The sequence below is a fragment of the Amphritea balenae genome (genome assembly GCF_003858655.1).
Taxonomy (GTDB): domain Bacteria; phylum Pseudomonadota; class Gammaproteobacteria; order Pseudomonadales; family Balneatricaceae; genus Amphritea; species Amphritea balenae.
Genome location: NZ_RQXV01000006.1, coordinates 55,182 through 81,155, shown reverse-complemented (window position 1 = coordinate 81,155; position 25,974 = coordinate 55,182). Strand labels below are relative to the sequence as shown.

Genomic DNA, 25,974 nt, shown 5'->3' with positions numbered 1-25,974 from the left:
ATGCTTATAATAAGCAACACTCAGACTTACAAAACAGTTAACTCCTGCCTTTAGCCCTTGTAGACGACCATAATAGAAAAGACCAACCTCTACTCTTAATGAATTTCCCACTTTAAAGACCAGAAACAAGAACTGGTAGAGCCTTTTTATAAACAAGAGTCGTGAGCGGGTCGTTAACAGCCTCAAATCGGAGCTATTTTTATCCACACAGGCCTGTGTGTTTGTTGTATAAGTAGCCGGGTATAAGCTACCTATAAAGTTGTGCGTAACTCTCCCTGTGCATATCTAGCCTCTTTATACACAGGTCTTATACAGAATACACAGTCGTTACAAGCAGCTAAAATACAGCCTTTGTAGCCATATAACTAACTGATTTAATAGAAATTTATAGAGTTAACAACAGAAAACTGGTTGCTTAATAATAGTAACTAAAATAAAGAACATATATATAAGTACATAAATTATATTACTTAATTAAAAGAACGTTAACAGAGAAAAAGATCTCTGCTCAAAGTTTAACCATTTCTATATCATCCCCTTAGGTTTATACTTAGCTCCCTTTTTTTGAGCCCATATGTCATCAGGCATTTACTCTGGGTTCTCTATAACAGCAATACTTACGAGGTTATGTGAGTGGACTATCCTGACCACTTTGATGTGATTGTAATTGGTGGTGGCCATGCAGGTACTGAAGCTGCACTGGCTTCTGCCCGAACAGGCGTTAAAACACTTCTGTTAACTCATAACATTGAAACCCTGGGACAGATGTCCTGTAATCCTGCGATTGGTGGCATTGGTAAAAGTCATCTGGTGAAAGAGATTGATGCTCTTGATGGTGCTATGGCAGTGGCAACGGATAAAGGGGGTATTCAATTTCGCACACTGAATTCGCGAAAAGGCCCGGCTGTTAGGGCTACCCGTGCCCAGGCAGACCGTATTCTATATAAAGCGGCAATCAGAGAAATTCTGGAGAACCAGCCTAATTTACAAATCTTTCAACAATCTGCAGATGATCTGATCGTAGAAGGTGAAACGGTTAAAGGTGTTGTTACACAATCGGGGCTACGTTTTAAAGCTAATAACGTGGTACTAACGGTGGGCACTTTCCTCGGTGGTAAGATTCATATCGGTATGGACAACTATTCCGGTGGTCGTGCCGGAGATCCCCCCTCGATTGCTCTTGCACACCGTTTACGAGAACTGCCATTAAGGGTTGATCGTCTTAAAACAGGTACCCCGCCACGTATAGATGCCCGTAGTGTCGACTTCAGAGTGATGCAGGAACAGCCAGGTGATACGCCGACGCCGGTTATGTCGTTTATGGGATCCTCTGCGGATCAGCCTCGTCAGATTAGTTGTTACATTACCCATACCAATGAACGAACCCATGAAATTTTACGTTCTGGTTTAGATCGTTCACCGATGTATACCGGTGTAATTGATGGTGTAGGGCCGCGTTATTGCCCGTCGGTAGAAGATAAAATTATGCGCTTCGCCGATAAGACCAGCCATCAGGTATTTGTTGAGCCGGAAGGCCTGACGACTCACGAACTTTATCCGAATGGAATATCGACCAGTTTGCCGTTCGATATTCAGCTGGCAGCTGTACGCTCAATAAAAGGCTTTGAAAACGCCCATATTACCCGTCCGGGTTATGCTATTGAGTATGATTTCTTTAACCCTCAGGATCTGAAACACACCCTGGAAACAAAAGTTATTAATGGTCTGTATTTCGCAGGTCAGATCAACGGCACCACCGGTTATGAAGAAGCGGGAGCACAAGGCCTGCTGGCCGGTGTGAATGCAGCATTACGGGCCCAGGATAAAGACCAATGGTATCCGCGTCGGGATGAAGCATATCTGGGAGTACTGGTTGATGATCTGATTACTCTGGGAACCTCAGAGCCTTATCGAATGTTTACCAGCCGGGCTGAATATCGTCTGATTCTCCGGGAAGATAACGCCGACCTGCGACTTACCGAAAAAGGTCGGGAGTTGGGATTGGTTAGTGATGTTCGTTGGCAACGTTTCTGCGAAAAACGGGAAGCGATTGAGCAGGAAAATCAGCGCTTAAAAGAAACCTGGATTCAGCCGGGCACGACAGAAAGTGAAGTGTTGAACGCTAAGTTGCAACAGCCTATCAGCCGTGAGTATAACCTTCAGGATCTGGTCAAGCGGCCTGAGCTGAATTATAGCGATGTTGCCACGCTGAAAGGTGAAGCTGTTAGCGATCCTCAGGTTGCTGAACAGGTTGAAATTCAGATTAAATACGCCGGTTATATCGATCGCCAGAAAGATGATATTGAAAAAGTTCGCCGACAGGAAAATACACCGTTACCGGTGGATTTTGATTACCAATCCGTTGGTGGCTTGTCGAATGAATTGAAAGCCAAGCTTGAAGATGTGCGTCCGAATAGCATTGCTCAGGCGTCGCGTATCCAGGGAATGACCCCTGCAGCGATCTCATTACTTTTAATTCACCTCAAGAAAAAACAGATGTTACAGAAAAAGGCCGATCGTTAATGGAACAAGAGTACCGTCGTTTGCTAGAGCAACAGTGCCAGCATATGGAGCTTGAACTGAGTGGCCAGCAGTATGAGCAGTTACTGAAGTACCATGCTTTGCTAATTAAGTGGAATAAAGCATTCAACCTGACTGCGGTTCGTGCACCGGAAGAGATGATCAATCGGCATCTGATTGATAGTTTGAGTGTTTTGCCTCATATCGACGTAGAACGTTTGATCGATGTTGGTAGCGGGCCTGGACTGCCAGGTATACCGTTGGCCATCTGTCGTCCCGATCTGCCAATTACTCTGTTAGACAGTAATATTAAAAAGAGTCGTTTTCAGTTTCAGGCAAAAGCTGAATTGAGTTTAGACAATGTTGATGTAATACATGAGCGGGTTGAGAAATTTCAGCCGGAACAGTTGTTTGATGGTGTTATATCAAGAGCCTTTGCCTCATTACAGGATATGATCCATTGGACTGATCATCTGTGTTCCGAGAAGGGTATTTTTCTTGCAATGAAAGGCATGTATCCTGTTGAAGAAATTGAGTTATTACCCGAATCTATTAAATTACGTCAGAGTATCCGGTTAAATGTGCCTGGTACGGATGGCGAACGGCATCTGCTGATGTTGGGGAGATCCTGAACGTGGCAAAAATATTAACCATCACCAACCAGAAAGGTGGCGTAGGTAAAACCACGACCTGCGTAAACCTGGCGGCGTCGTTGGCGGCGACCAAAAAACGGGTATTGATGATTGATATGGATCCCCAGGGTAATGCAACCATGGGTAGCGGCGTTGATAAGCATCATCTGAAGAACTCGGTATATGAAGTTCTGACCGGTGATGCCAGTATTGAAGAATCGATTATAAGCGATAGTCCGGCAGGCTATGATCTGGTGGGGTCTAATGGGGACCTTACGGCCGCTGAAGTAGAGCTGTTACAGATGCCGCGCCGGGAATTTCGTATGAAAATGGCGCTGGCGACGGTTAAAGAAAATTACGATTTTGTACTGATTGATAATCCTCCCTCGTTAAACCTGTTAACCGTAAATGCACTGGCAGCATCCAGCGGGGTTATTATTCCAATGCAGTGCGAGTATTACGCGTTGGAAGGTATCAGTGCTTTGATTGGCACAGTTAATAAAATTAATAAGCGACTCAATCCGTCACTAAAGATCGAAGGTATCTTGCGCACCATGTTTGATCCGCGCATGAGTCTGACCAAAGATGTATCAAATCACCTGGTAGAGTATTTTGGTGATCAGGTATACCGCACGGTTATTCCCCGTAATGTAAGACTTGCAGAAGCACCTAGTCACGGCTTACCAGCCCTGATGTATGATAAAAATTCTCGAGGATCGGTTGCCTATCTGGCATTGGCGGGTGAGCTCATTCGCAAAACCGATCTGGTATCAGAACAGGCAGAGATTCAGGAACAGGAAGGCTGATTGATGGCGGCTAAGAAAAGAGGCTTGGGGCGCGGGCTGGATGCTCTGTTGTCCACTACAACAAACTTTGAAGAAGAAACGGTAGCAAAAGCCACCTCTGAAGGAGGGGACGGCTACCGTATGATGCCGATAGATCAGGTACAACGGGGTAAGTATCAGCCGCGGCGTGATCTTGAGCCGCAGGCGCTCCAGGAGTTGGCTAACTCGATTAAAGCCCAGGGTGTTATGCAACCGATCGTAATTCGACCGGTATCAGATAATCTATACGAAATTATTGCCGGTGAGCGTCGCTGGCGTGCCAGCCAGATGGCTGGCCTGGATGAAATTCCGGCAGTCATTAAGGATGTACCTGACGAAGCTGCCATTGCGATGGCGTTGATTGAAAATATTCAGCGTGAAAACCTGAACTCGATGGAAGAAGCGATCGCTCTGGATCGTTTAAAAACTGAATTTGAACTGACACAACAAGAAGTGGCTGATGCGGTAGGTAAATCCCGTTCAGCAATTACCAACTTGTTACGTCTGATGAATCTTACCGATGATGTAAAGCGGATGCTTGAATACGGTGACCTAGAAATGGGACACGCCCGTGCACTGTTAGGTATGGAAGGCGAAGAGCAGGTAAGTGCAGCAAAAGAGGTGATTGGTAAGAATCTGTCGGTTCGTCAGACTGAAGATCTGGTGCGTAAACTGCAACAGAAGAAAAACGAACCGCCAAAAACACCAAAACAACCGGATCCACTTCTGAAAGATATGTCAGAGACATTATCCAGCCGTTTAAACAGTAAAGTTTCTATCTCTGAAAATGCGGCAGGTAAGGGAAAAATAACTATCGCTTATGAGAATCGTGAAAAGTTTGAAGCGATTCTTAAAGCTATACAATAATTTGTGTTTTAGAGAGTAAGTAAATACAAGATATACCTATATCAGGGTATTTACTTACTTCTTGGTCTCTAGCCGGCATAATACAATAGTGCAAAACTGATCGAATCATATTGAAGCAGAGTCGTTATGCCCCTATAATGCGCAGGCTGTTGGAAACGTAGGTACGTTTTCTGATGGCTGATGAAGGGGAATTGGGGCTGAAATTAATATGAGAAACGAACACCAAAAGCTTGGAGTTCACGCTCGTATCGCCCTGCAGCAGTTTAAAAAAATCTTCCTGATTCAAGTAGTTAGCTTAGTTGTGATTGCTGGAGTATCACTTCTGCATAGCCCTACTGCGGCCTGGTCTTCTCTCTTTGGAGGGGTGATTTTTCTGCTACCGGCTTATGTTTACGCACGACGAGTGCTGCACGCTCGGAATGCTAAAAGTTCTCCTGGTGCTGTTGTTCGACAGCTGTATTCGAGTGAAATATGGAAAATGGGGATATCCATCGCACTCTTCTCTGCGGTGTTCATCCTGATTCAGCCTCTGAATCCATTTTCCTTATTTGGTACTTATATATGGTTGCAACTGGTCGGTTTTGTCGCTCAGTTAAAGCTGAATAACAGATTCTTAAAACTTTGAATGAGAGAGATAGTAAATGGCTAGTGAGATGACTTCCTCAGCCTATATATCCCACCACCTGACGAACTGGACGTTTGGTGCGCACCCTGAAAATGGGTTGTCGTTTGCTGCGACTGCACAAGAAGCAGCAGAAATGGGATTTTGGGCAATTCATGTAGACACAATGTTGTGGTCTGTAGCTCTGGGTTTCTTCTTTATCTGGATATTCCGTAAAGTTGCTAAAACTGCAACTTCCGGTGTTCCTGGTAGCACTCAGAACTTTGTCGAGACTATCGTTGAGTTTGTTGAAGATAACGTAAGCAGCGTATTCCATTATAAGAATGCACTGATTGCACCACTGGCCCTGACAATCTTTGTCTGGATCTTCCTGATGAACACCATGGACCTTATTCCGGTTGACTGGATTCCGTTCCTGACTCAGAAGATCGGTGAAGCGTTTGGCGCAGATCCACACCACGTTTATATGAAAGTTGTACCAACAACTGATATTAACGCAACACTGGGTATGGCGTTTGCTGTATTTGGTTTGATCCTGTTCTACAGCATCAAGATGAAAGGTCTTGGTGGATTCCTGGGTGAGCTGGCATTCCAGCCACTGGGTAAGTGGATGCTACCGTTTAACCTGTTCCTGGAAATAGTAGGCCTGCTGGCTAAGCCGGTATCTCTGGCGCTGCGACTATTCGGTAACATGTATGCAGGTGAGATGATCTTTATTCTGATCGCTCTTCTGCCGTTCTGGGCGCAATGGTTGTTGTCTGTGCCTTGGGCTATTTTCCATATTCTGGTAATTACACTGCAGGCGTTTATCTTCATGGTACTGACAATTGTCTACCTGGCTATGGCGCATGAAGACCACTAAGTGGTTGTAATACTGAATAACTAATTAAAACTTTTTAAATTTAACTTTAACTTTAGAAATCGGAGAAAAACTGATGGAAATGGCATTGCTGTACATCGCTGGTGCACTGATGATGGGTCTGGGTGCTGTAGGCGCCGCTGTAGGTATCGGTATCCTGGGTGGTAAATTCCTGGAAGGTGCTGCGCGTCAGCCTGAGCTGATCCCTCTGCTGCGTACGCAGTTCTTCATCGTAATGGGTCTGGTTGATGCCGTACCTATGATCGGTGTTGGTCTGGGTCTGTACGTACTGTTCGCTGTTGCATAAGTAGAGCTACATACGATCCCTTATGGGTAACTACTTTTTTAGACAACCGCGAGAGGTAATGGCGTGAATATTAATCTAACCATCATTGGTCAGATCATCGCATTCACCTTCTTCGTTGTATTTTGTATGAAATACGTCTGGCCACCAATTACTGGTGCCCTGGCTGAACGTAAGAAGAAGATTGCAGAAGGTCTGGACGCTGCTGACCGCGCTCAACGTGATTTAGAGCTGGCTCAAGAAAAAGCCATGTCTGATATGCGTAAGAGTAAAGAAGAAGCAGCCGCCATCATTGAACAGGCTAATAAGCGAGCTAACCAGATCGTTGATGAAGCTAAAGAGAAAGCACGTGAAGAGGCGGATCGCCTAGTTACTGCAGCTCAAGCTGAAATCGATCAGGAAGCTAATCGTGCGAAAGAAACTCTTCGTGCACAAGTTGCTGCTTTGGCAGTAGCTGGCGCTGAGAAGATTCTGGAAGCGTCTGTAGACGAAAGCGCGCATGCACAGCTTGTTGAAAAACTAGCTGCTGAGCTTTAAGCGAGGTTTACGATGGCTGAACTCAATACAGTTGCTCGGCCTTATACCAAAGCCGCTTTCGAGCACGCTGTCGATAAGGGTAACCTGGACCAGTGGTCTGAAATGCTAGTAACTGCAGCTGCAGTTACACAGCACGAGACGATGACACTTGTATTAGGTAACCCTGGTCTGACCAGTGAGCAGAAAGCTGATGCGATGATCTCTGTCTGTGAAGAACAGATGGATGATACTGCTAAGAACTTTATGGTTCTGCTGGCAGAAAATCAGCGTCTGGCTTTGTTACCAAAGATCTCTGAACAGTTCGATCAGTTGAAAGCGAGTCAACAGCATTCTGTTGAAGTAAACGTTACAACTGCCTTTGATCTGGGCGAGCAGCAGCAACAAAAATTAACTCAGGCACTTAGCTCTAAGCTGGGCCGCGAAGTGAGTCTGACTGCCGAAGTGGACAAGTCCATTATCGGTGGTGTGATTGTTCGAACCGAAGATATGGTTATCGACGGCTCAATTCGTGCTCGACTGGCAAAGCTGGCCGAAGCAATGAATTCCTGAGTGTGAGGATTAAACATGCAGCAATTGAATCCATCTGAGATCAGCGAGATTCTGAAGAGCCGCATCGAGAAACTTGATGTCTCTTCTGAAGCCCGTAATGAAGGTACTATCGTCAGCGTTTCTGACGGTATCATCCTGATTCACGGTCTTGCTGACGTAATGTACGGGGAAATGATTGAATTCCCTGGCGGTATCTACGGTATGGCGCTTAACCTTGAGCGCGACTCTGTAGGTGCTGTAGTACTGGGTGACTATCAGAATCTGGTAGAAGGTATGACCGCGCGTTGTACTGGCCGAATTCTGGAAGTACCTGTTGGTCCGGAACTGCAGGGACGTGTAGTAGACGCCCTGGGTAACCCGATCGACGGTAAAGGCCCTGTTGAAACAACTCTGTCTGACGCAGTTGAGAAGGTTGCACCTGGTGTAATCGAGCGTCAATCAGTAGATCAGCCAGTTCAGACTGGTCTGAAATCTATCGATGCCATGGTGCCAATCGGCCGTGGTCAGCGTGAGCTGATCATCGGTGACCGTCAGATTGGTAAATCTGCGATCGCGATTGACGCTATCATCAACCAGAAAGGTACCGGCGTTAAATGTGTATACGTTGCAATCGGACAGAAGCAGTCCACTATTGCCAACGTAGTACGTAAGCTGGAAGAGCACGGCGCGATGGAACACACCATCGTAGTAGCAGCCGGTGCATCAGATCCTGCAGCGATGCAGTTCCTGGCGCCTTATGCTGGTTGTACTATGGGTGAATACTACCGTGACCGCGGCGAAGACGCTCTGATCGTATACGATGATCTGACTAAACAAGCTTGGGCTTACCGTCAGATCTCCCTGTTGCTACGTCGCCCACCGGGCCGTGAAGCATACCCAGGTGACGTATTCTATCTTCACTCTCGTCTGCTGGAACGTGCAGCACGCGTTAACCCTATCTATGTTGAGAAGTTCACTGACGGTGAAGTTAAGGGCCAGACTGGTTCCCTGACTGCGTTGCCAGTAATCGAGACACAAGGTGGTGACGTATCTGCATTCGTACCAACCAACGTTATCTCCATCACCGATGGTCAGATCTTCCTGGAAGCGGACCTGTTTAACTCAGGTATCCGTCCAGCGATCAACGCTGGTCTGTCTGTATCCCGTGTAGGTGGTGCAGCTCAGACTAAGATCATCAAGAAGCTGGGTGGTGGTGTACGTCTGGCTCTGGCTCAGTACCGTGAACTGGCGGCATTCGCACAGTTTGCATCTGACCTGGACGATGCGACCCGTGCTCAGCTTGAGCATGGTCAGCGTGTAACCGAGCTGATGAAGCAGATGCAGTACTCCCCAATGTCAGTAGCTGACATGGGTCTGAGTCTGTACGCTGCGAACGAAGGCTTCCTGAACGATATCGAACTGAACAAGATCCTTGATTTTGAAGCGGCTCTGATCTCTTACTTCAACGGTGAGTACGCTGACCTGATGAGTAAGATCAATGAGGGTGGCGACTACAATGACGAAATCGCGGCTCAGTTCAAGGCTGGTATCGAAAAGTTCAAATCTACCCAAACTTGGTAATAACTCGTAAGAGTAGGGGGCTGCATACTCGTTATGCAGGCCTGAACTAAGTAAAGGTTTAATAGGTGGAACTATGGCAGCCGGAAAAGAGATAAAGACGCAGATAGCCAGTATTCAGGGCACACGTAAGATTACCAGCGCTATGGAAATGGTGGCTGCATCTAAAATGCGTAAAGCTCAGGATCGCATGCAGGAAAGCCGTCCTTACGCCCGGAGTATCCGTGGCGTAATTCAGCACCTGGCGAAGTCCAACCCTGAATATAAGCATCTGTATCTGCAACAGCGCGAAGTAAAGCGTGTCGGTTTCATTGTTGTAGCAACTGACCGTGGTCTCTGCGGTGGCTTGAACATTAATGCGTTCAAAGCAGCGATTGCCAAGATGAAAGAGTTCAGTGATCAGAATATCGAGATCGATATCTGCGCGCTGGGTTCCAAGTCGGTAAGCTTCTTTAAGACGTTCGGCGGTAACGTAACCTCGGCGAAATCTGGTTTGGGCGATAAGCCTGAAGCAGCTGAGCTGATCGGTAGCGTTAAAGTAATGCTGGACGCTTATGATGAAGGTACGCTGGATCAGCTGTTTGTGGTATCTAACGAATTCGTTAATACCATGACGCAGGAGCCACAAGTAGAGCAGATTCTTCCGCTTAAAGCAGAAGACGATGATGACCGTCTTAACCATCACTGGGATTACATCTACGAGCCAGATGCAAAAGAGCTGTTAAACGGCTTACTGGTTCGTTATATAGAGTCCCTGGTCTATCAGGCCGTGGTTGAGAACAATGCCTGTGAACAGGCAGCACGAATGCTGGCGATGAAGAATGCAACTGACAACGCCGGCGATCTGATCGATGAGCTGCAGATGATTTACAACAAGGCTCGTCAGGCTGCGATTACTCAGGAAATTTCTGAGATCGTTAGTGGTGCTGCTGCTGTATAAGGCAGTTAACAGGTTTAAATGTTAAGAGGATCCGAACATGAGTAGCGGACAAATTGTTCAGATTATCGGCGCAGTTGTCGACGTGGAATTTCCACGTGACAGTGTACCGAAGATCTATGATGCACTGACCGTTGATAAAGCCGGTCTGACACTTGAAGTTCAGCAGCAGCTGGGCGACGGTGTTGTACGTGCAATCGCTATGGGTCAGACGGAAGGCGTTAGCCGCGGTCTGGACGTAGTAAACACTGGTGCGCCAGTTTCTGTACCTGTAGGTACAGCGACTCTGGGTCGTATCATGGATGTATTGGGTAACCCAATCGATGAGTGTGGTGAAATCGGCGAAGAAGAGCGTATGCCTATTCACCGTGCTGCACCTTCCTATGCTGATCAGGCGGCTTCTAACGAGCTGCTGGAAACCGGCATCAAGGTAATCGATCTGGTATGCCCATTCGCGAAGGGTGGTAAAGTTGGTCTGTTTGGTGGTGCCGGTGTAGGTAAAACCGTAAACATGATGGAACTGATCCGTAACATCGCGATCGAGCACTCTGGCTTCTCCGTATTTGCGGGTGTAGGTGAGCGTACTCGTGAAGGTAACGATTTCTACTACGAGATGAAAGAGTCCAACGTACTGGACAAAGTATCTCTGGTATATGGTCAGATGAACGAGCCTCCGGGTAACCGTCTGCGTGTAGCGCTGACTGGCCTGACTATGGCTGAGAAATTCCGTGACGAAGGTCGTGACGTACTGTTGTTTGTTGACAACATCTACCGTTACACACTGGCAGGAACAGAAGTATCTGCACTGCTGGGTCGTATGCCTTCTGCGGTAGGTTACCAGCCTACACTGGCTGAAGAGATGGGCGTTCTGCAGGAGCGTATCACCTCTACTAAGACTGGTTCTATCACTTCTATCCAGGCGGTATACGTACCGGCGGATGACTTGACTGACCCATCGCCAGCGACCACCTTCTCGCACCTTGATGCGACAGTTGTACTGTCTCGTCAGATTGCTGAGCTGGGTATCTACCCTGCGGTAGATCCACTGGATTCGACTTCACGTCAGCTGGATCCACTGGTAATCGGTCAGGAGCATTATGATACTGCCCGTCAGGTGCAGGGTGTACTACAGCGCTATAAAGAGCTGAAAGACATCATTGCAATCCTGGGTATGGACGAGCTGTCTGAAGAAGACAAGCAGGTAGTAACCCGTGCTCGTAAGATCCAGCGATTCCTGTCTCAGCCATTCTTCGTAGCTGAAGTATTCACCGGTTCTCCAGGTAAGTACGTTTCTCTGAAAGACACCATCAGCGCGTTCAAGGGCATCCTTGCAGGCGATTATGATGAGCTGCCAGAGCAGGCGTTCTACATGGTTGGCGGTATCGACGAAGTGGTTGAAAAAGCTAAGAGCATTTAATTGCGCTTAGTTAACCTTTTAAAAGGATAACAAGATGGCTATGACTGTTCATTGTGACATCGTAAGTGCTGAAGAAGAGATTTTCTCTGGTCTTATCGAGTTCGTTTCAGTGACAGGTAGCCTGGGTGACCTGGGTATTTACCCGGGTCACGCTCCGCTTCTGTCGGAACTGAAACCAGGTCCTGTAGAGCTTAAGAAACAGGGTGGTGAGCAGGAGATCTTCTACGTTTCCGGTGGTTTCATTGAAGTTCAGCCACACAAAGTCTCTGTCCTAGCGGACGTTGCACTGCGTGCGGGTGACATCAACGAAGCAGCCGCAGAAGAAGCGAAGAAGCATGCTGAACATGCAATGGCCGATCAGAGCAGCGAACTGGATTATTCCCGTGCGACTGCTCAGCTGGCTGAAGCTGCAGCTCAACTGCGTACTATTCAGCAGATTCGTAAGAAGATGGGTAAATAACCCACGCTTACAAACTGCTACTCGAATAAAAAGGCGACCTTTGGGTCGCCTTTTTTTGTGCATAATAAAACATCGTGCTTACTAGCCCAATTACTTGTTTGTTATGAGTTTAAACGGGCGTTTAATAAACTTGCATTATTAGATTTTAAGCGATCTTACGATCGCTTTCTGAGTAGATACTTATTTATCTACGTCAGTTACTGCAGCAGTAAGACCATTCAAGCTATTACCTTTAAGGCCGATTTCTTCCAGAAGATTATCCACTAATGGGCCCTGGGCTTTATAACGCAGGGCACTGTTAACAACCTGATCAGCCAAGCTTGAACTATTTTGCTCGCTTCCTGCAACAGCAGTTTGGCCACCGTTTAAGCCATCTACCTGATAAATCTTAATGCCATCAATTTGCTCCATGGGCTTAACGCTTTCACGAATTATTTCAGGGAGTTTATCAATTAGTGCCAGCCTTATCTGACGTGCGATCTGGTCGGGATCCAGGAGATTCTCAGCTTCATTGAGCGCACGTTTACCCTCTGCATCGACCCCGTAACGGATCTCTGAAGCTTCTGCGGTAAGTTTTTCTGCGATGGCTTCTGCCTCGGCATTTATTCGTTGTTGATCAGCATTTGCCTGAGCGGTAATTCGGATCGAATCGGCATGATCCTCAGCGACTTCTTTTTCAGCTTCAGCAGCAACTTTAATACTAATTGCCTGGCGTTCAGCTTCTTTGGAGGCTTCTACCAGTTCGATCTGTTTCTCTCGTTCAGCGATCTCAGTTTGCTTAACAGTGGTAACCTGTTCCTCTGCTTTTACCGCCTCAGAGCGGGCTCGACTAGCTTCGGCTTCGGCAACAGATTGCTCTCTGGACTTTTCTGCTATGGCTACAGACTTATCCTGCTCTGCTAATTCGATTACCCGTCGTTTTTCGATAGAAGCATTCTCGATTATCTTTTCTTTATCGATAGAAGCGGTTTCAATCGCTTTATTCTTTGCGATCTCTTTTTCTTTTATCTGCCGCTCCATGTCGATACGCTCTTCTTCAACTGCACGATCAGAAGCGATTCGCGATTGCTCTGTTTGCTGTGTAGCAAGTATCTGGGCTTGTTCAGCGGCACGTTGATTTTCGGCCTGTTCCCGTGTAATTTCAGCGTCGATTAAGGCTTTACGGATTTCTACTTCACGGGATTGCTGTAGTCGAGCATATTCCTGATCACGGGTTATTTCTAACTGCTGTTTCTCTGCATCAAGGTTTTTGGTTGCTATGCTGACTTCGGTTTCCTGCTCTATTTCATTACGGCGTTTGCGGCGTTCTTCAATCGCCTCGGTTAGTTTTGTTAAACCTTCGGCATCAAAGGCGTTATCCGGATTAAAAAACTCTTTGCTGGTTTGGTCCAGGCCTGTAAGGGATACAGACTCAAGCTCGAGACCATTCTTAAGTAGATCTTCAGAAACTACCTGTTGTACTTTCTGGACAAAATCGACTCGCTGTTCATGTAGCTCGATCATCGCCATCTCTGCAGCTACGGCTCGTAAAGCATCAACAAATTTACCCTCAACTAGTTCTTTGAGTGCTTCCGGTTCCATGGTCCGCATGCCAAGAGTTTGTGCGGCATTAGCTATGGACTCAGAGGTAGGCTGAACCCGGACGTAGAATTCAGCCAGTACATCTACCCGCATCCGGTCCCGGGTAATCAATGCCTGTTCATTGGCACGTTTAACTTCGAGACGGAGTGTATTCATATTTACCGGAATAACTTCATGAAGTACCGGTAGCACTAATGCACCTCCATTCATAATAACTTTTTGGCCACCGAAGCCGGTGCGCACGAAGGAGGTTTCTTTTGAAGCCCTGCGATAAAGGCGTGTCAGAATCAGCCCGATGGTGATTAGTCCAATGACTATCACGCCGGCAATCGTACCGATCTTGGTTAAATCTAAAAACATTATTAAGTCCTTTTAATTGTTGATCAGATTGGGATTTGAGTTAGGTATAACAATAAAGACAGTGTTCTTTTTCCTGACCAGAAGAACATGGGATCCTTGTTCTATCTGCGATTGATTGAGATCAGGTTCAACCATAATGTAGTGGTTCAACCCATGTTGATCACGCACCTTGGCCTGAGCCGGATAATCGTGCTTTGCAGTACCGGTTGTGATCTTTGCAACACGACCGATAAAACTGTCACCGGACACAGCTTCTGTTTCTGTTTCAGGAATAAAGCGGATAGTTAACGTGGTAATTTGTCGGGTTATAGGTAAAGCTGTAATCAATGCAGGAATCACGGCGATCCAACTAGGTAGTAATACTCCTATCAGTGTCTGGCAAGCTGCTTGAATCAGTAGTCCGCATAAGCCAAAGAACGTTAGTAGGAGTATCAGTACAATTAGAAAAGGTACCTTGCCGATATAGAGCCAACCAAGCAGGCTACTGATCATGCCGGGTGCTGTGGTATCCGGACCATCGACGTTAATATTGATATCGGGGATCAGGGTTTCCAGAATTGATGAAAAACCCATACCCAGTATCAGTGCGACGCCCTCTAAAACTGCTAGTAGTAGCATGATGGTTAACGATACGGTAAATGGCAGGTTGTCAGCTAGAAGCAAAAATTTAATCATTAGAGCTGTCTTCTTGTGTTGCCCGTATCATAGCTAAGCGTTCCTTAATTCGATTGTTGTGGTTTAACTCTTCTAGTTCTGCCAGTTTTATCTGTTGTTCATGAGAAGGGCCTGTATCTCCGTTATATCCGGTACGGCTTTCTAATAGGCGATTAAAAGCGGACTCTGCTTTTTCGACTTTATTGGCTATTTCTGAGTGGCTGTTCTGACCTGTTTGATGATCAGGTATCGCCGTATTTGATTGAGCATCAAGTAACCGTTTTAGTTCTGTTTTCATCTCTCGTTTTTTGGCGGTTAGTGCCTGGATGTAGCCATTTAGCTCCTGTTCTTTTTCAGCAGCTTCCGCAATCGCTCTTTCAAGTACGGGGATCTGAGCTTCTATATCCAGTTGCTGTGCAACACCTGCCTCGGCCAGATCAACACGATTCTGTTCCAGTGCGACTTTTATTTTCCCTGTTAGCTCTTCATGTTTGTTGTTCTCTTCGAGTAAACGGCTGCTTGCCATATGCTTTCTAGCTCCGACCTGCCCCAGCTCATGACGAACTTGGTCAATAGCACTATCGACTTCTCTTAAGGCCTCTTCGAGTACAACCTCAGGTGCAGAATTTTCTACAGCGCTGATAACGGCATTCAGACTACCACTGATAATGCGGCCAACCCGGCCTGTGAGTGTTTCATTCATGAGTCGCTCCTTTGACTAGAAATGGAATTGAACTTTATTTCAGCTGTTTCAATGAGTGTTGCTAAATCACTAGTAGCTATTGAGGAGAGTGAATGCTGCATTTGATCAATTAGATTTTTAAGGAGCAGAATGCACTGTTCTTCATAATCACTAACGGATTCAGCTGAATTGTCGATTTTTTTTGAAAACAAAATTAGCGTGGCCAGACTTCTTTCCAGCCAATAGTGGTGGGCAGCAAGGATGGTAGAGGAATTCTTATCCTGCATTTCAGCTAACTCTATGGGGGCTAGCAGAGGGGTGATGGTCTGATGAGCTTTATCCCTGGCGCTGGAAAGATTTTTAGGTTGTTTTGCTGAGTCTCGTGCCTGGCTGATGATATAGCGAAGCTTATCACTTGGTGTAACAGCAGATGGGGCTGATATATGAGCAATAAAGTCAGCTTCGTCCTGAGTTAGACGTACGCTGATGGGGATCGATTTCATCACAAGTTCCGTTTGTTAAGTTTGTTCAATCCATGAACAGGTACTTTTATATCAGTATACAAATGTAAACAGCAAGTTTTTTCGTCTTTGTTCCTGTTAGAGAAGCCCCCACAAGGTATCGAAAATAATCTTCTGCGCTGCTGCAACCTCCTTAGAGTCGATTACAACGGCGGTAGGGTAGTTGGCTGAAGCTAGTGAGATAATGGCGCATTTGGGTGGATAAACAGCGATATAAGCGGCATCGACCGGGCCTTCAGTTTTAATCCACTTACGTTCACTCAGTTCTGCATCTTCACCACCATCGCCGATGGCGATAACTTTTACATCGATGCCTTTCTGGATCCGCTGTGCGGTAAAGTTTGGAAAAGGGCGATACAGGTGCTTGCGAATAGGTTTAGATGAGAATATTGAGTAACTTTTTGATTCCTGTCTCGAGACAGTATTGAGAATATCTCTCAAAACCTGTTCGATTCCGCTATCGCCTTCGTAATAGCTGACATTCGCGGTATTAAAGTCAGGCATCAAGTGGTGCATATCTGGGATGATACGGGTTTTAAGCTGATCAATCGCTGTATTCAGGGACTCCTGACGTTCTTCTGCCAGTTGTAGCAGTACATCCGGTTCCCGCGCACTGAACAGACGTCGTTTACCTTTCGGGAGATAAGTAACAATGCCTTTCTCTTGCATCACTTTCAGACAGTCGTAGGTGGTACCCCGATTAATACCTGCTTTCTCGGCAATTGTACGGATAGCGCTGGGACCAAGAGAGAGTAGAGCCCGATAAATATCAATCTCACGTTTTTCCAGGCCCAGTAGTTTAAACAGTTCGTCATTCATATTTGTCAATTATTCTCTGACATTGCGTATTGCATCTGATTACAGTTAGATTAAAGTTCGTTTAATTCTAAACTTATGTCAACTAAAACAGGCCGCAGGATGCGGTGTTGTTTGATTAAACCATGGATGCTATCGCATTGAATAACCTAGACATCGTAATTCTAGCTGCTGGCCAGGGCAGCCGTATGAAATCCTCTTTGCCAAAAGTTCTGCACAAAATCGGCGGCAAACCGATGTTGCAGCATGTTATTGATGCAGCTTCTCTCATCGGTGATAACCAGGTCCATGTTGTGGTTGGCCATGGTGCTGAAAAAGTAGAAACTGAACTGACAGGCCAGGGAGTAAAGTTTGCCCTGCAGGCTGAGCAACTGGGAACGGGCCATGCAGTCGCTCAGGCGATGCCAAATGTAACTGCAGAAGCTGTGGTATTAGTGCTCTATGGAGACGTACCACTGACTCGAACTGAGACGATGCTGGATCTGGTTAAGATCGCTGCGCAGGGGGATTTCGGCTTGTTGACAGTGAGCCTTGATAATCCGACCGGTTATGGCCGTATCGTGCGCAATGACGCTAGTGATGTTGTAGCGATAGTTGAGCAGAAAGATGCCAATCCTGAGCAATTAGCAATTACAGAAGTAAATACCGGAATTCTGGCGGTTCCGGCTGCACTGTTGAATCAGTGGATACCTGAGTTATCTTCGAATAATGCCCAGGGAGAATATTACCTGACCGATATTATTGCGATGGCGGCAGCTCAGGGTGTCAGAGTTCAGGCGATTCAGCCTCAGACTGAGCAAGAGGTACAAGGTGTTAATAATCGTATGCAGCAGGCGGAACTGGAACGCTGGTATCAGCTGCGTCAGGCCCAAGCTCTGATGATCGAAGGTGTCACTTTGGCAGACCCTGCACGTATTGATATTCGTGGTGAGGTAACGGTAGGTCACGATGTTGCTATCGATATCAATGTGATCCTGGAAGGTCAGGTAAGTATCGGCGATAACGTCACTATTGAATCTAATTGCATCATTAAAGATTCTGTTATCGGCTCCGGTTCACATATTAAGGCTAACTCGATGCTGGAACAGGCCGAGCTGGCAGGTAACTGCGAGATTGGACCTTTTGCCCGTCTTCGCCCCGGTAGTAAGCTGGCTAACAAGGCTAAGGTTGGTAACTTTGTTGAAACCAAAAAAGCTAATATCGGTGAAGGTAGTAAAGTAAATCATCTAACCTATATCGGCGATGCTGAAATAGGTGCTGGCGTGAATGTAGGTGCCGGAACTATTACCTGTAACTACGATGGCGTAAATAAGTCCAGAACAGAGATCGGTGATGGTGCCTTTATCGGTTCTAATTCTGCGCTTGTAGCGCCGGTGAAAGTCGGTGCTGGTGCAACTGTCGGTGCGGGTTCAACGATTACAAAAGATATTGAGACGGATCAGTTAGCGGTGACCCGGGCGAAACAGATTAATCTGAAAAACTGGCAGCGCCCGGTTAAGAAATCTTAAAGGAATATAGGTTATGTGTGGAATTGTAGGCGCAATTGCCGGCCGTAATATTTCGGCTATCTTACTGGAAGGCCTGAAGCGACTTGAATACCGCGGTTATGACTCAGCTGGTATGGCGGTCTACAACGCTGAAACCGACCTGCTTGACCATGTTAAGCGTCTGGGTAAGGTGGCTGAGCTTGAAGCAGGGCTGAAAGAACACCCACTACCGGGCTGTTTGGGTATCGCACATACTCGCTGGGCAACTCACGGCAAACCAGAAGAGCGTAATGCACACCCTCACTTATCCTCTGATCGTATAGCCATCGTCCATAACGGTATTATTGAGAACCATGCTGAACTTAAGGATGAACTGACCGCGGACGGTTATGTCTTTTTGTCAGATACAGATACCGAGGTGGTTACCCATCTGATTCATCGTGCGGTTGTCGCTGGAAATAGTCTGGAACAAGCGTTAAAAGCAACGGTTAAGCGTTTAGAAGGTGCTTATGCGTTAGCGGTCATTGATCAATTGAAACCAGATCGGATGCTAGTTAGCCGAATGGGTAGTCCCCTGGTTATTGGTGTAGGTGTCGAAGAGAATTTCATTGCTTCTGACCCGTTGGCTTTGCTGCAGGTAACCGATCGTTTTATCTACCTGGAAGAGGGAGATATGGCGCTGATCAGTCAGGGCCAGATCGCTATTGAAGATAGCGCTGGTAATCTGGCAGTACGCGAGATTAAGCAGTTTGAACACGGTCAGGGTACGGCAGATAAAGGCGAATATCGTCACTATATGTTGAAAGAGATCTATGAGCAGCCGCAGGTTATTAATAACGTGCTGGAGGGTCGTATTCATCAGGGACGGGTACTAGAACAGATTTTCGGGACCAATGCCTCTGAATTATTTGATCAGGTTAAAATGGTACAGATAGTCGCCTGTGGCACCAGTTACAATGCCGGGGTTGTGGCTCGTTACTGGATAGAAAAGCTGGCTGGTATTCCCTGTATGGTCGAGGTTGCCAGTGAGTTTCGCTATCGGGCTACCGTATGCATGCCTGGCACACTATTTATTACAATTTCACAGTCCGGTGAAACTGCGGATACTTTATCGGCTCTGCGCGAAGCGAAAGAGCAAAACTATCTGGGGTTCCTGTCTATCTGTAACGTACCGGGAAGTTCCCTGGTACGGGAATCAGACCTGTCATTGATGACTAATGCGGGCCCTGAGATTGGCGTAGCTTCGACTAAGGCCTTTACCAGTCAGCTGGTAGCGTTAATGCTGACAACGCTTATTCTTGCCCGGCGCAATGGTTATGCTGAAGAGGAGCAAATGGTTGCTAATCTTGAGAAACTATCAGGCCTTTGTGAACAGGTATTGGCGCTTGATCCAGCTATTCAGAGTATGGCTGAGCATTTTGTTGATAAGCACCACACTCTGTTTTTAGGGCGGGGCACTATCTATCCGGTAGCGGTAGAAGGGGCACTGAAGCTGAAAGAGATCTCTTATATACATGCGGAAGCTTATCCTGCCGGAGAGCTTAAGCACGGTCCTCTGGCGTTGGTTGATGACGATATGCCGGTAGTGGCAGTGGCGCCAAATAATTCGCTGCTTGAAAAATTACAGGCTAACCTGGAAGAGGTTCGGGCGCGTGGCGGCAAGTTATTCCTGTTCGCAGACAGCCGGGCAAAAGTAAAACCAGGCAATGATCTTCAGTTGATAACCCTGCCGGATCTGGCAACTGAGATGGCACCTATTATTTATTCCATTCCTTTGCAGCTGCTGTCTTACTATGTCGCAGTATTGAAAGGTACCGATGTTGATCAGCCAAGAAATCTGGCTAAATCAGTGACTGTTGAGTAGCTGAGGTCTCAAAAAGTTAACCGGTTTTTGGTTAAAAGCTGTAAACCGGTTATTTCTTTTGTACCGAGGTGCTGAAGTTACTATTCTAAGTAGTGTCTATCATACTGGCCGAGAGACTTTTCAGGTTTCAGAGGATTGGTGATGAGCAACTACTTCAAAATCCCCACTATCTGTTTTCTGCTGCTGTGTTTTCTGTCAGCCTGTACACAGATTAAGACGCAAACGATTGTCAGACAAAATTCTCCAGGCTCTCTGGGGATATTAATTTCAGCTCAGCCAATTGAAGGAAGAACACCTGCTTTGGCCTTTGTGAGAGTTGCTGCTGTACTACCTGATTCTGCCGCAGATAAGGGCGGACTCAGGATCGGTGATGTTTTAACTGAGTTGAATGGTATCTCTCTCGAAAAGCCTTCTACCGAAGCTGTGTCTCACTTCAGAGAGCTGCTCAAAGGTAAGGGGGCTGGAGAGAAACTGACATTACAGATCCGACGCAGGGTAGTTTCCACTGATACCTTTCTGGATAATTCAAAGCAAAGTACGCCTCAAGCTTACCCTTTAGCTGATCCGTTAAGTACGCTTGATCGGTTGCTCGATCAACACCCGGATCAATTAGTGGAATTACGTACGAAGGGCTTGGAGCAGAAGCAACAGATTGAAGTGGTCCTGACCTCTCGATTCAATACTGCTGAACCCCTGCCTTTAGATAGCTCGGCGGTGGATCCACAACTGAACCAGCAATCACTGCTTCCGGAGGCTGAGCTAACAAAACGAATACTAGGTATCGCTGAGACGGATCGTGGCTCTGTACAGGAACAGTTTGACCAGCTACTTGAACGGTTTAATCAGGATGAGAGGATTGATGATCCATTCCGGTTAAGGACAATTCGTTACCTGCATCGCAAACCACTCAAGTTAGCTAACGCGACTCATAACCTGGGTAGTGCTCTTCGTTCAGTTCACAGCAGTGATTCAAAGGGACCGAATTTTTCATTAATGCTGGAGACTGTTCGCCGTCACCTTGATTCACCTAAAGAAGTTCTTTCTGATTCGGAAGTGCCGGTTCGGCCGGTAGCAGGTGGATCGGCGGAAGAGCATGGTCGTTACCTTCTTGCTCTGATCAATCAGACAGAATTGCACGTTGCCCGGGCTTTTAGCCGTCTTTCGGAGCCAGAGCGTAGCCGCTTAAAAGACTCTCTTCCGACGCTTGCTGATAAGTTTGCTCAGCACCTTTACCTGCATGTGGATAATAACAGGCTACGTTGGCAGCAACATATGGAGGTAATACAGCTACTGCCAAAAATTGATCGAAGCGAACTTCTGACAGGGTTGGAGGTACTATTAGAGTCAGTTAAGCCGGATTACCTTACTCAACTGAAAACAGACCTGAAGAGTCATGAGAGCAACGTTGAGCAGACTAAACCGGTGGAGGGTATAAACGGTAGGGTCCTGTGGCATTCCGGTCAGGACATTGTGATCGGTGGTAGCGGTGATAACGTTTATAAATCGGATTTTTCGGTGGTGATCGATCTGGGGGGCGATGATCGCTATCGTGCTGCGATTGGAGCTGGGCGTCCCTATCGGCCCGTCGCACTGGTAATTGATCTGGCCGGTAATGATCGATATCAGTCCGATAAACCTTTCTCGCAGGGGACAGGCTTTATGGGGATTGGTGTGCTCTACGATCTGGAAGGTGATGATAGCTATACCAGTAATCAGAGCTTTGCACAGGGGAGTGCCCTGGCCGGAGCTGGATTATTAATCGATCGTGCAGGTAATGATCGGTATCGTGGCGTTCGATATGCGCAGGCCAGTGCTCTCAGTCAGGGGATTGGTGCGGTTCTGGATGGGGCTGGGCAGGATAGTTTCAGCGCTGGAGCTTTTGCCCAGGGCTTTGCTGGCCCGGGCGCTTTTGGCGCCTTGATTTCCCGAGGCGGTGATGACCGTTATGTAGCATTAGGACTAGATCGTTCCAGTTATCCGGATGGGGTGGGTATCTATAAAGGTATGTCACAGGGGGTCGGGGTTGGTTTCAGGTTTATTTCTTCAGGTGGAATAGGAGTATTGCTGGATGATGGCGGTACAGATTTTTACGAGGCGGGAAACTTCTCCCAGGGGGGAGGATACTACTTTGGATGGGGGCTGCTGATCGATATGGATACTGGTCCTGATCGTTATGAAGGGGCTAGATATGCACAAGGTTTTGCTGCCCATTCGGCTCTGGGATCATTTTGGGATCAGGGCGGCAACGATATTTATCAGGGCTGGGTCGGTGCCGCTAACAGTGCAGCCTGGGATCTGTCAGCGACGGTTTTCATTGAGGAAAGTGGAAATGATACCTATCAGCCTGGTCCGGGCTTCTCTTTAGGGGCATCGGCTCATAATGGCTTTGCACTCTTCGTTGACCATAACGGGAAGGATCTTTATCGGTTCACACCTGGGCGGTCAGGACCCAACAGTTATCATGGCGGGTCGAGTATTTCTGTCTTTATTGACGCAGGGGGGCAAACAGATCGCTATGAAAGCGGAGGGCTATCCGATGGCCAGGGCAAGGTTAAAGGGGAAACAGGGATCCTGCTGGATCTACCCGGAGCGATAGAAAGCGTCGATGATCTATTTCTTGAACGTTCACTCTCAATCGAAGAAATTCAGGCTTCTGAGTTTATTGGATCGGAATAGCGCCTGAGAGAAAGTTATGATCAGATATTTTTCCATTTTTCAGTTTCAGTTCCACAAAACGGGTAACAATAGCGATTAATTCCAAACTCTTACCGTATTCTATCGCCGGTAATCGTAGGCATTGTTGATACAACGGGTTAGGATTAAAAAATAACGCTTATACCCTCTAGAACAACAACTAAGGAGAGTGGATATGATTGATCCGATCAGCAGCTTTGCGATCAATTTTATTGCAATACTGGGCGGCATTCTGCTGTTTATTTTCATTGCGGGTTTGATTGCGGCTTTGATTATTTATCAGATTGATAAGCACCAGACTCAGCAAACGATTCGTCGTAACTATCCTTTGTTTGGTCGGTTTCGTTATCTGTTTGAGCATATTGGTGAATTCTTCCGCCAGTACTTCTTTGCTCAGGACCGAGAGGAGATGCCCTTTAACCGGGCTCAGCGCAGCTGGTGCTATAGGGCGGCAAAAGATGTGGATAATACGATCGCTTTTGGTTCTTCCCGTGATCTGCGAATCCCTGGCACCTATTTTTTTCTTAACTGCCCATTTCCAACCCTCAAAGAGGATGCGGTTAAGACTCAGCCGTTTCGTATAGGCCCACATTGTCGTCAGCCTTATGATGCTAAATCTTTCTTTAATGTATCGGGTATGAGCTACGGTGCGCTATCAAAGCCTGCGGTACTGGCTCTGGCTAATGGTGCCCGGGAAGCGGGTTGCTGGATGAATACCGGCGAAGGGGGGCTATCGCCTTACCACCTTGAAGGCGGTTGCGATATCGTATGTCAGGTGGGTACTGCAAAATATGGTTTGCGGGATGAACAGGGTCGTCTGAGTGATGATCAGTTGCGCGAAAAAGCGGCTTATGATCAGGTCAAAATGTTTGAGATTAAGTTGAGTCAGGGGGCTAAGCCGGGTAAAGGCGGCATGTTGCCAGCAGAGAAAGTCTGTTCTGATATCGCCAGAATCCGGGGGATACCGGAAGGTGAAGCGTCGATCAGCCCTAATCGTCATCCTGAGATCGGTTCGATCGATGATCTGCTGGATATGATCGTACATATCCGGGAAGTCACGGGAAAACCGGTGGGCTTCAAGATGGTTATTGGTTCAACTGACTGGCTGGATGATTTTTGTGAAGCCATTATCAGCCGTGGTATAGAGCATGCACCAGACTTTATTACGCTGGATAGCAGTGATGGTGGTACCGGTGCCGCACCCATGCCTCTGATGGATAGTGTCGGTCTGCCACTGCGTGAAAGTTTGCCTGCATTGGTTAATAAACTGATTATGCACGATCTGCGTGATCGGATCCGGATTGTCGCTTCAGGTAAGTGTATTAACCCGACAGATGTTGCTGCAGCGCTTTGCTTAGGTGCGGATTTCTGTGTCAGCGCGCGGGGCTTTATGTTTGCCTTAGGTTGTATCCAGGCTCTGCAATGTAATAAAAATACTTGTCCGACTGGTATTACAACCCATGATAAGGATCTTCAGCGTGGCCTGGTACCTGAAGATAAAGCGGTACGGGTAATGAATTATCATAACCATCTGGTTAATGAAGTGGCGATGATAGCGCATTCCTGCGGCGTATCAGAGCCCAGAAAGCTGAAGCGAAAGCATGCAGCTATTGTTATCGATAGTGGCCGTTCAGTACCCTTGGATATTCTTTATCCAGAGATGTGATATTGATTTCTTGAAACGTTTTTTTGTTTCTATTCCATTAAAAAGCCTGCATTAGCAGGCTTTTTAATGGGTGAAATATGAGGTTTCAAAGATCATCAAACCAGTGCTCATCACTAATCTCATATTCCAACTGTTTTTTTTGCTTCAGTTCTTCAACCGCCCGTCGGGCAGTGAGACTTTTCTGACAGGCTTTTTTTTGCTGTTCCTGTTTTTTCTCATCGTCTATACCGACGATAATATCGAATATCTCGGTTTCTAACTCGTTTAGATCCTGATCCTTTCGTATCAGCATAGCAGGCGCTCCTATACTCATTTATAGAGTGACCCGATAGCGATACGTAGATCAGATGCCAACAGGTCCTTTGCTTAACCAATTAACAGGTACATTCTTTTTTATAACAGATGAAATAGAAATTCAATTAGAGAACCAGCTAACAAGCCCAATGTTTATAAGTGGACAATCAATCGACTTAATGGGCGAAAGGTAGCACAGAGTAAAGGTTAGCGCTGTGATGATGATGCTCAGATGATAGGCAGGAAAAACGCTTAACTAGTCGGCAGGCTTTCTTAAGGGGAGACGTTTATCGTTCTGACGAAGGCTCTTCAGACTACGTTTAATCGTTTTCAGATGATCAAGTAAACCGGGTCCAAGTTTCATCGCTACACCCACGGCTAGTACATCGATAACTACTAAGTGCACCACACGGGAAGACATAAGCGTACTGAGATCTTTATCTTCTTCGAGATCGATATGGATCGATATACTGGCAAGATCTGCCAATGGAGTATTACTCGGACAGAGAGAGATAACAGTTACACCGGCATCTTTAACCAACTTTACAGCGTGAAGCAGGTCTTTGGTTCGGCCGGTTTGAGAGATGGCGATGACAACATCCGTTTCGGTCAGGGTGGTCGCCGAAATCATCTGCATATGCGGATCTGAATAGGCTGATGCTGCTATTTTTAAGCGGTGAAACTTATGCTGAGCATCGTCACAAACAGGAGCCGAAGCGCCAAAACCATAGAGCTCCAGGCGGTTGGTACTGGCGATGGCATTGATCGCGGCTTCGAGGGTATCGGAATCTAATTCCTCCCTTACCCGCATCATATTGCCCACGGTAGAATCAAAAATTTTCTGCTTAAACTCACTCACAGTGTCTTTGCTGTTTAGTGAGAACTGTTCGAAGTTAGCATTGCTGGCCAAACCTTGTGCCAGAGTCAGTTTAAAGTCCTGAAAACCATCATAATTGAGCGCCCGACAAAAACGGACCACAGTCGGCTCACTGACGTTTGCTTCAGATGCCAGATCGACGATACGCATATGAATAACGTCGGAAGGGTTTTCCAAAACATAATCGGCTACTTTCTGCTCTGATTTACGCAGATTAGATTTAGCATCAGCAATGGATTTTAGAAGGTTTAACGACTGCAATCTGGTTCTCTTCTTTAGTTTAAGCGCTTCGGCATGAGTATATCAGTAAAACTGACGAATAGAATAAATGCGTTGTGCTTTATATTGCAGTGAAATAGATACTTTTTATAAGGAATTATCCAAGCTTACTAA

At 46.7% G+C, this 25,974-nt stretch carries 24 protein-coding genes; 17 read left to right on the top strand and 7 right to left on the bottom strand.

Annotated features, from left to right (window positions below):
• The first annotated feature begins 633 nt into the window (after positions 1–633).
• The 13 genes from mnmG to EHS89_RS11605 all read left to right on the top strand — a co-directional run bounded on the left by mnmG (position 634) and on the right by EHS89_RS11605 (position 12,085).
• The gene (mnmG, locus tag EHS89_RS11665; protein WP_124926338.1) at positions 634–2,523 is read left to right on the top strand and encodes a tRNA uridine-5-carboxymethylaminomethyl(34) synthesis enzyme MnmG; all 1,890 of its coding nucleotides are present in this window, start codon (positions 634–636) and stop codon (positions 2,521–2,523) included.
• Positions 2,523–3,152 carry a 16S rRNA (guanine(527)-N(7))-methyltransferase RsmG gene (gene rsmG, locus EHS89_RS11660; RefSeq protein WP_124926337.1) on the top strand — a complete coding sequence of 210 codons (630 nt, stop codon included), beginning with the start codon at positions 2,523–2,525 and terminating at the stop codon, positions 3,150–3,152. Before mnmG ends, rsmG begins: the two co-directional genes overlap by 1 nt.
• 2 nt (positions 3,153–3,154) lie before the next feature.
• Positions 3,155–3,958, top strand: a complete 804-nt coding sequence (locus EHS89_RS11655; protein ID WP_124926336.1) for a ParA family protein — start codon at positions 3,155–3,157, stop codon at positions 3,956–3,958.
• 3 nt (positions 3,959–3,961) lie between these two features.
• Positions 3,962–4,843 (top strand): ParB/RepB/Spo0J family partition protein, encoded by an 882-nt coding sequence (locus EHS89_RS11650; protein ID WP_124926335.1) that lies wholly within the window; start codon positions 3,962–3,964, stop codon positions 4,841–4,843.
• 208 nt (positions 4,844–5,051) lie between these two features.
• Positions 5,052–5,468, top strand: coding sequence for an ATP synthase subunit I (locus EHS89_RS11645; RefSeq protein ID WP_124926334.1), 417 nt, complete (start codon positions 5,052–5,054; stop codon positions 5,466–5,468).
• A 16-nt stretch (positions 5,469–5,484) separates the two neighbouring features.
• A complete protein-coding gene (gene atpB / locus EHS89_RS11640; protein ID WP_124926333.1) occupies positions 5,485–6,327 on the top strand; it encodes a F0F1 ATP synthase subunit A in 843 nt (280 codons plus the stop codon).
• A 79-nt stretch (positions 6,328–6,406) separates the two neighbouring features.
• The gene (gene atpE / locus EHS89_RS11635) at positions 6,407–6,631 is read left to right on the top strand and encodes a F0F1 ATP synthase subunit C (protein ID WP_425424959.1); all 225 of its coding nucleotides are present in this window, start codon (positions 6,407–6,409) and stop codon (positions 6,629–6,631) included.
• 63 nt (positions 6,632–6,694) lie between these two features.
• Complete coding sequence (locus tag EHS89_RS11630) at positions 6,695–7,165, top strand: F0F1 ATP synthase subunit B (protein ID WP_124926332.1); 471 nt, start codon at positions 6,695–6,697, stop codon at positions 7,163–7,165.
• A gap of 12 nt (positions 7,166–7,177) precedes the next feature.
• Positions 7,178–7,714 (top strand): F0F1 ATP synthase subunit delta, encoded by a 537-nt coding sequence (locus EHS89_RS11625; protein WP_124926331.1) that lies wholly within the window; start codon positions 7,178–7,180, stop codon positions 7,712–7,714.
• A gap of 15 nt (positions 7,715–7,729) precedes the next feature.
• Positions 7,730–9,274, top strand: coding sequence for a F0F1 ATP synthase subunit alpha (atpA, locus tag EHS89_RS11620; protein WP_124926330.1), 1,545 nt, complete (start codon positions 7,730–7,732; stop codon positions 9,272–9,274).
• Between the two features lie 73 nt (positions 9,275–9,347).
• Complete coding sequence (atpG, locus tag EHS89_RS11615) at positions 9,348–10,211, top strand: F0F1 ATP synthase subunit gamma (RefSeq protein ID WP_124926329.1); 864 nt, start codon at positions 9,348–9,350, stop codon at positions 10,209–10,211.
• A gap of 37 nt (positions 10,212–10,248) precedes the next feature.
• On the top strand, positions 10,249–11,625 hold the full coding sequence (gene atpD, locus EHS89_RS11610) for a F0F1 ATP synthase subunit beta (protein WP_124926328.1): 1,377 nt from the start codon (positions 10,249–10,251) through the stop codon (positions 11,623–11,625).
• Positions 11,626–11,659: 34 nt separating this feature from the next.
• Positions 11,660–12,085, top strand: coding sequence for a F0F1 ATP synthase subunit epsilon (locus tag EHS89_RS11605; RefSeq protein WP_124926327.1), 426 nt, complete (start codon positions 11,660–11,662; stop codon positions 12,083–12,085).
• 180 nt (positions 12,086–12,265) lie between these two features.
• On the opposite strand, the gene EHS89_RS11600 is transcribed toward EHS89_RS11605, so the two are convergent.
• The 5 genes from EHS89_RS11600 to EHS89_RS11580 all read right to left on the bottom strand — a co-directional run bounded on the left by EHS89_RS11600 (position 12,266) and on the right by EHS89_RS11580 (position 16,702).
• A complete protein-coding gene (locus EHS89_RS11600) occupies positions 12,266–14,026 on the bottom strand; it encodes a flotillin family protein (RefSeq protein ID WP_124926326.1) in 1,761 nt (586 codons plus the stop codon).
• Between the two features lie 12 nt (positions 14,027–14,038).
• Positions 14,039–14,701 (bottom strand): YqiJ family protein, encoded by a 663-nt coding sequence (locus EHS89_RS11595; protein ID WP_124926325.1) that lies wholly within the window; start codon positions 14,699–14,701, stop codon positions 14,039–14,041.
• Positions 14,694–15,383 (bottom strand): PspA/IM30 family protein, encoded by a 690-nt coding sequence (locus EHS89_RS11590; protein ID WP_124926324.1) that lies wholly within the window; start codon positions 15,381–15,383, stop codon positions 14,694–14,696. The genes EHS89_RS11595 and EHS89_RS11590 overlap by 8 nt, the downstream gene beginning before the upstream one ends.
• Positions 15,380–15,865, bottom strand: coding sequence for a hypothetical protein (locus EHS89_RS11585; protein ID WP_124926323.1), 486 nt, complete (start codon positions 15,863–15,865; stop codon positions 15,380–15,382). The genes EHS89_RS11590 and EHS89_RS11585 overlap by 4 nt, the downstream gene beginning before the upstream one ends.
• Before the next feature lie 96 nt (positions 15,866–15,961).
• A complete protein-coding gene (locus EHS89_RS11580) occupies positions 15,962–16,702 on the bottom strand; it encodes a TrmB family transcriptional regulator (RefSeq protein WP_124926322.1) in 741 nt (246 codons plus the stop codon).
• Between the two features lie 122 nt (positions 16,703–16,824).
• Between EHS89_RS11580 and glmU the strand changes: the two genes are divergently transcribed.
• The 4 genes from glmU to EHS89_RS11560 all read left to right on the top strand — a co-directional run bounded on the left by glmU (position 16,825) and on the right by EHS89_RS11560 (position 24,410).
• Complete coding sequence (glmU, locus tag EHS89_RS11575; RefSeq protein ID WP_188885239.1) at positions 16,825–18,207, top strand: bifunctional UDP-N-acetylglucosamine diphosphorylase/glucosamine-1-phosphate N-acetyltransferase GlmU; 1,383 nt, start codon at positions 16,825–16,827, stop codon at positions 18,205–18,207.
• Between the two features lie 13 nt (positions 18,208–18,220).
• Positions 18,221–20,050: a glutamine--fructose-6-phosphate transaminase (isomerizing) gene (glmS, locus tag EHS89_RS11570; RefSeq protein ID WP_124926320.1), complete on the top strand. Its 1,830-nt coding sequence runs from the start codon at positions 18,221–18,223 to the stop codon at positions 20,048–20,050.
• Positions 20,051–20,191: 141 nt separating this feature from the next.
• Positions 20,192–22,726 carry a PDZ domain-containing protein gene (locus EHS89_RS11565; RefSeq protein ID WP_124926319.1) on the top strand — a complete coding sequence of 845 codons (2,535 nt, stop codon included), beginning with the start codon at positions 20,192–20,194 and terminating at the stop codon, positions 22,724–22,726.
• Between the two features lie 193 nt (positions 22,727–22,919).
• Positions 22,920–24,410, top strand: a complete 1,491-nt coding sequence (locus EHS89_RS11560; RefSeq protein ID WP_124926318.1) for an FMN-binding glutamate synthase family protein — start codon at positions 22,920–22,922, stop codon at positions 24,408–24,410.
• An 85-nt stretch (positions 24,411–24,495) separates the two neighbouring features.
• Here EHS89_RS11560 and EHS89_RS11555 read toward each other — a convergent pair whose 3' ends face one another.
• Together EHS89_RS11555 and EHS89_RS11550 are read right to left on the bottom strand one after the other, a co-directional pair.
• Positions 24,496–24,702 (bottom strand): PA3496 family putative envelope integrity protein, encoded by a 207-nt coding sequence (locus tag EHS89_RS11555; RefSeq protein WP_124926317.1) that lies wholly within the window; start codon positions 24,700–24,702, stop codon positions 24,496–24,498.
• A 258-nt stretch (positions 24,703–24,960) separates the two neighbouring features.
• Entirely contained in the window at positions 24,961–25,842 is an 882-nt protein-coding gene (locus EHS89_RS11550; protein WP_124926316.1) for a MurR/RpiR family transcriptional regulator, read from the bottom strand.
• Positions 25,843–25,974: the final 132 nt, after the last annotated feature.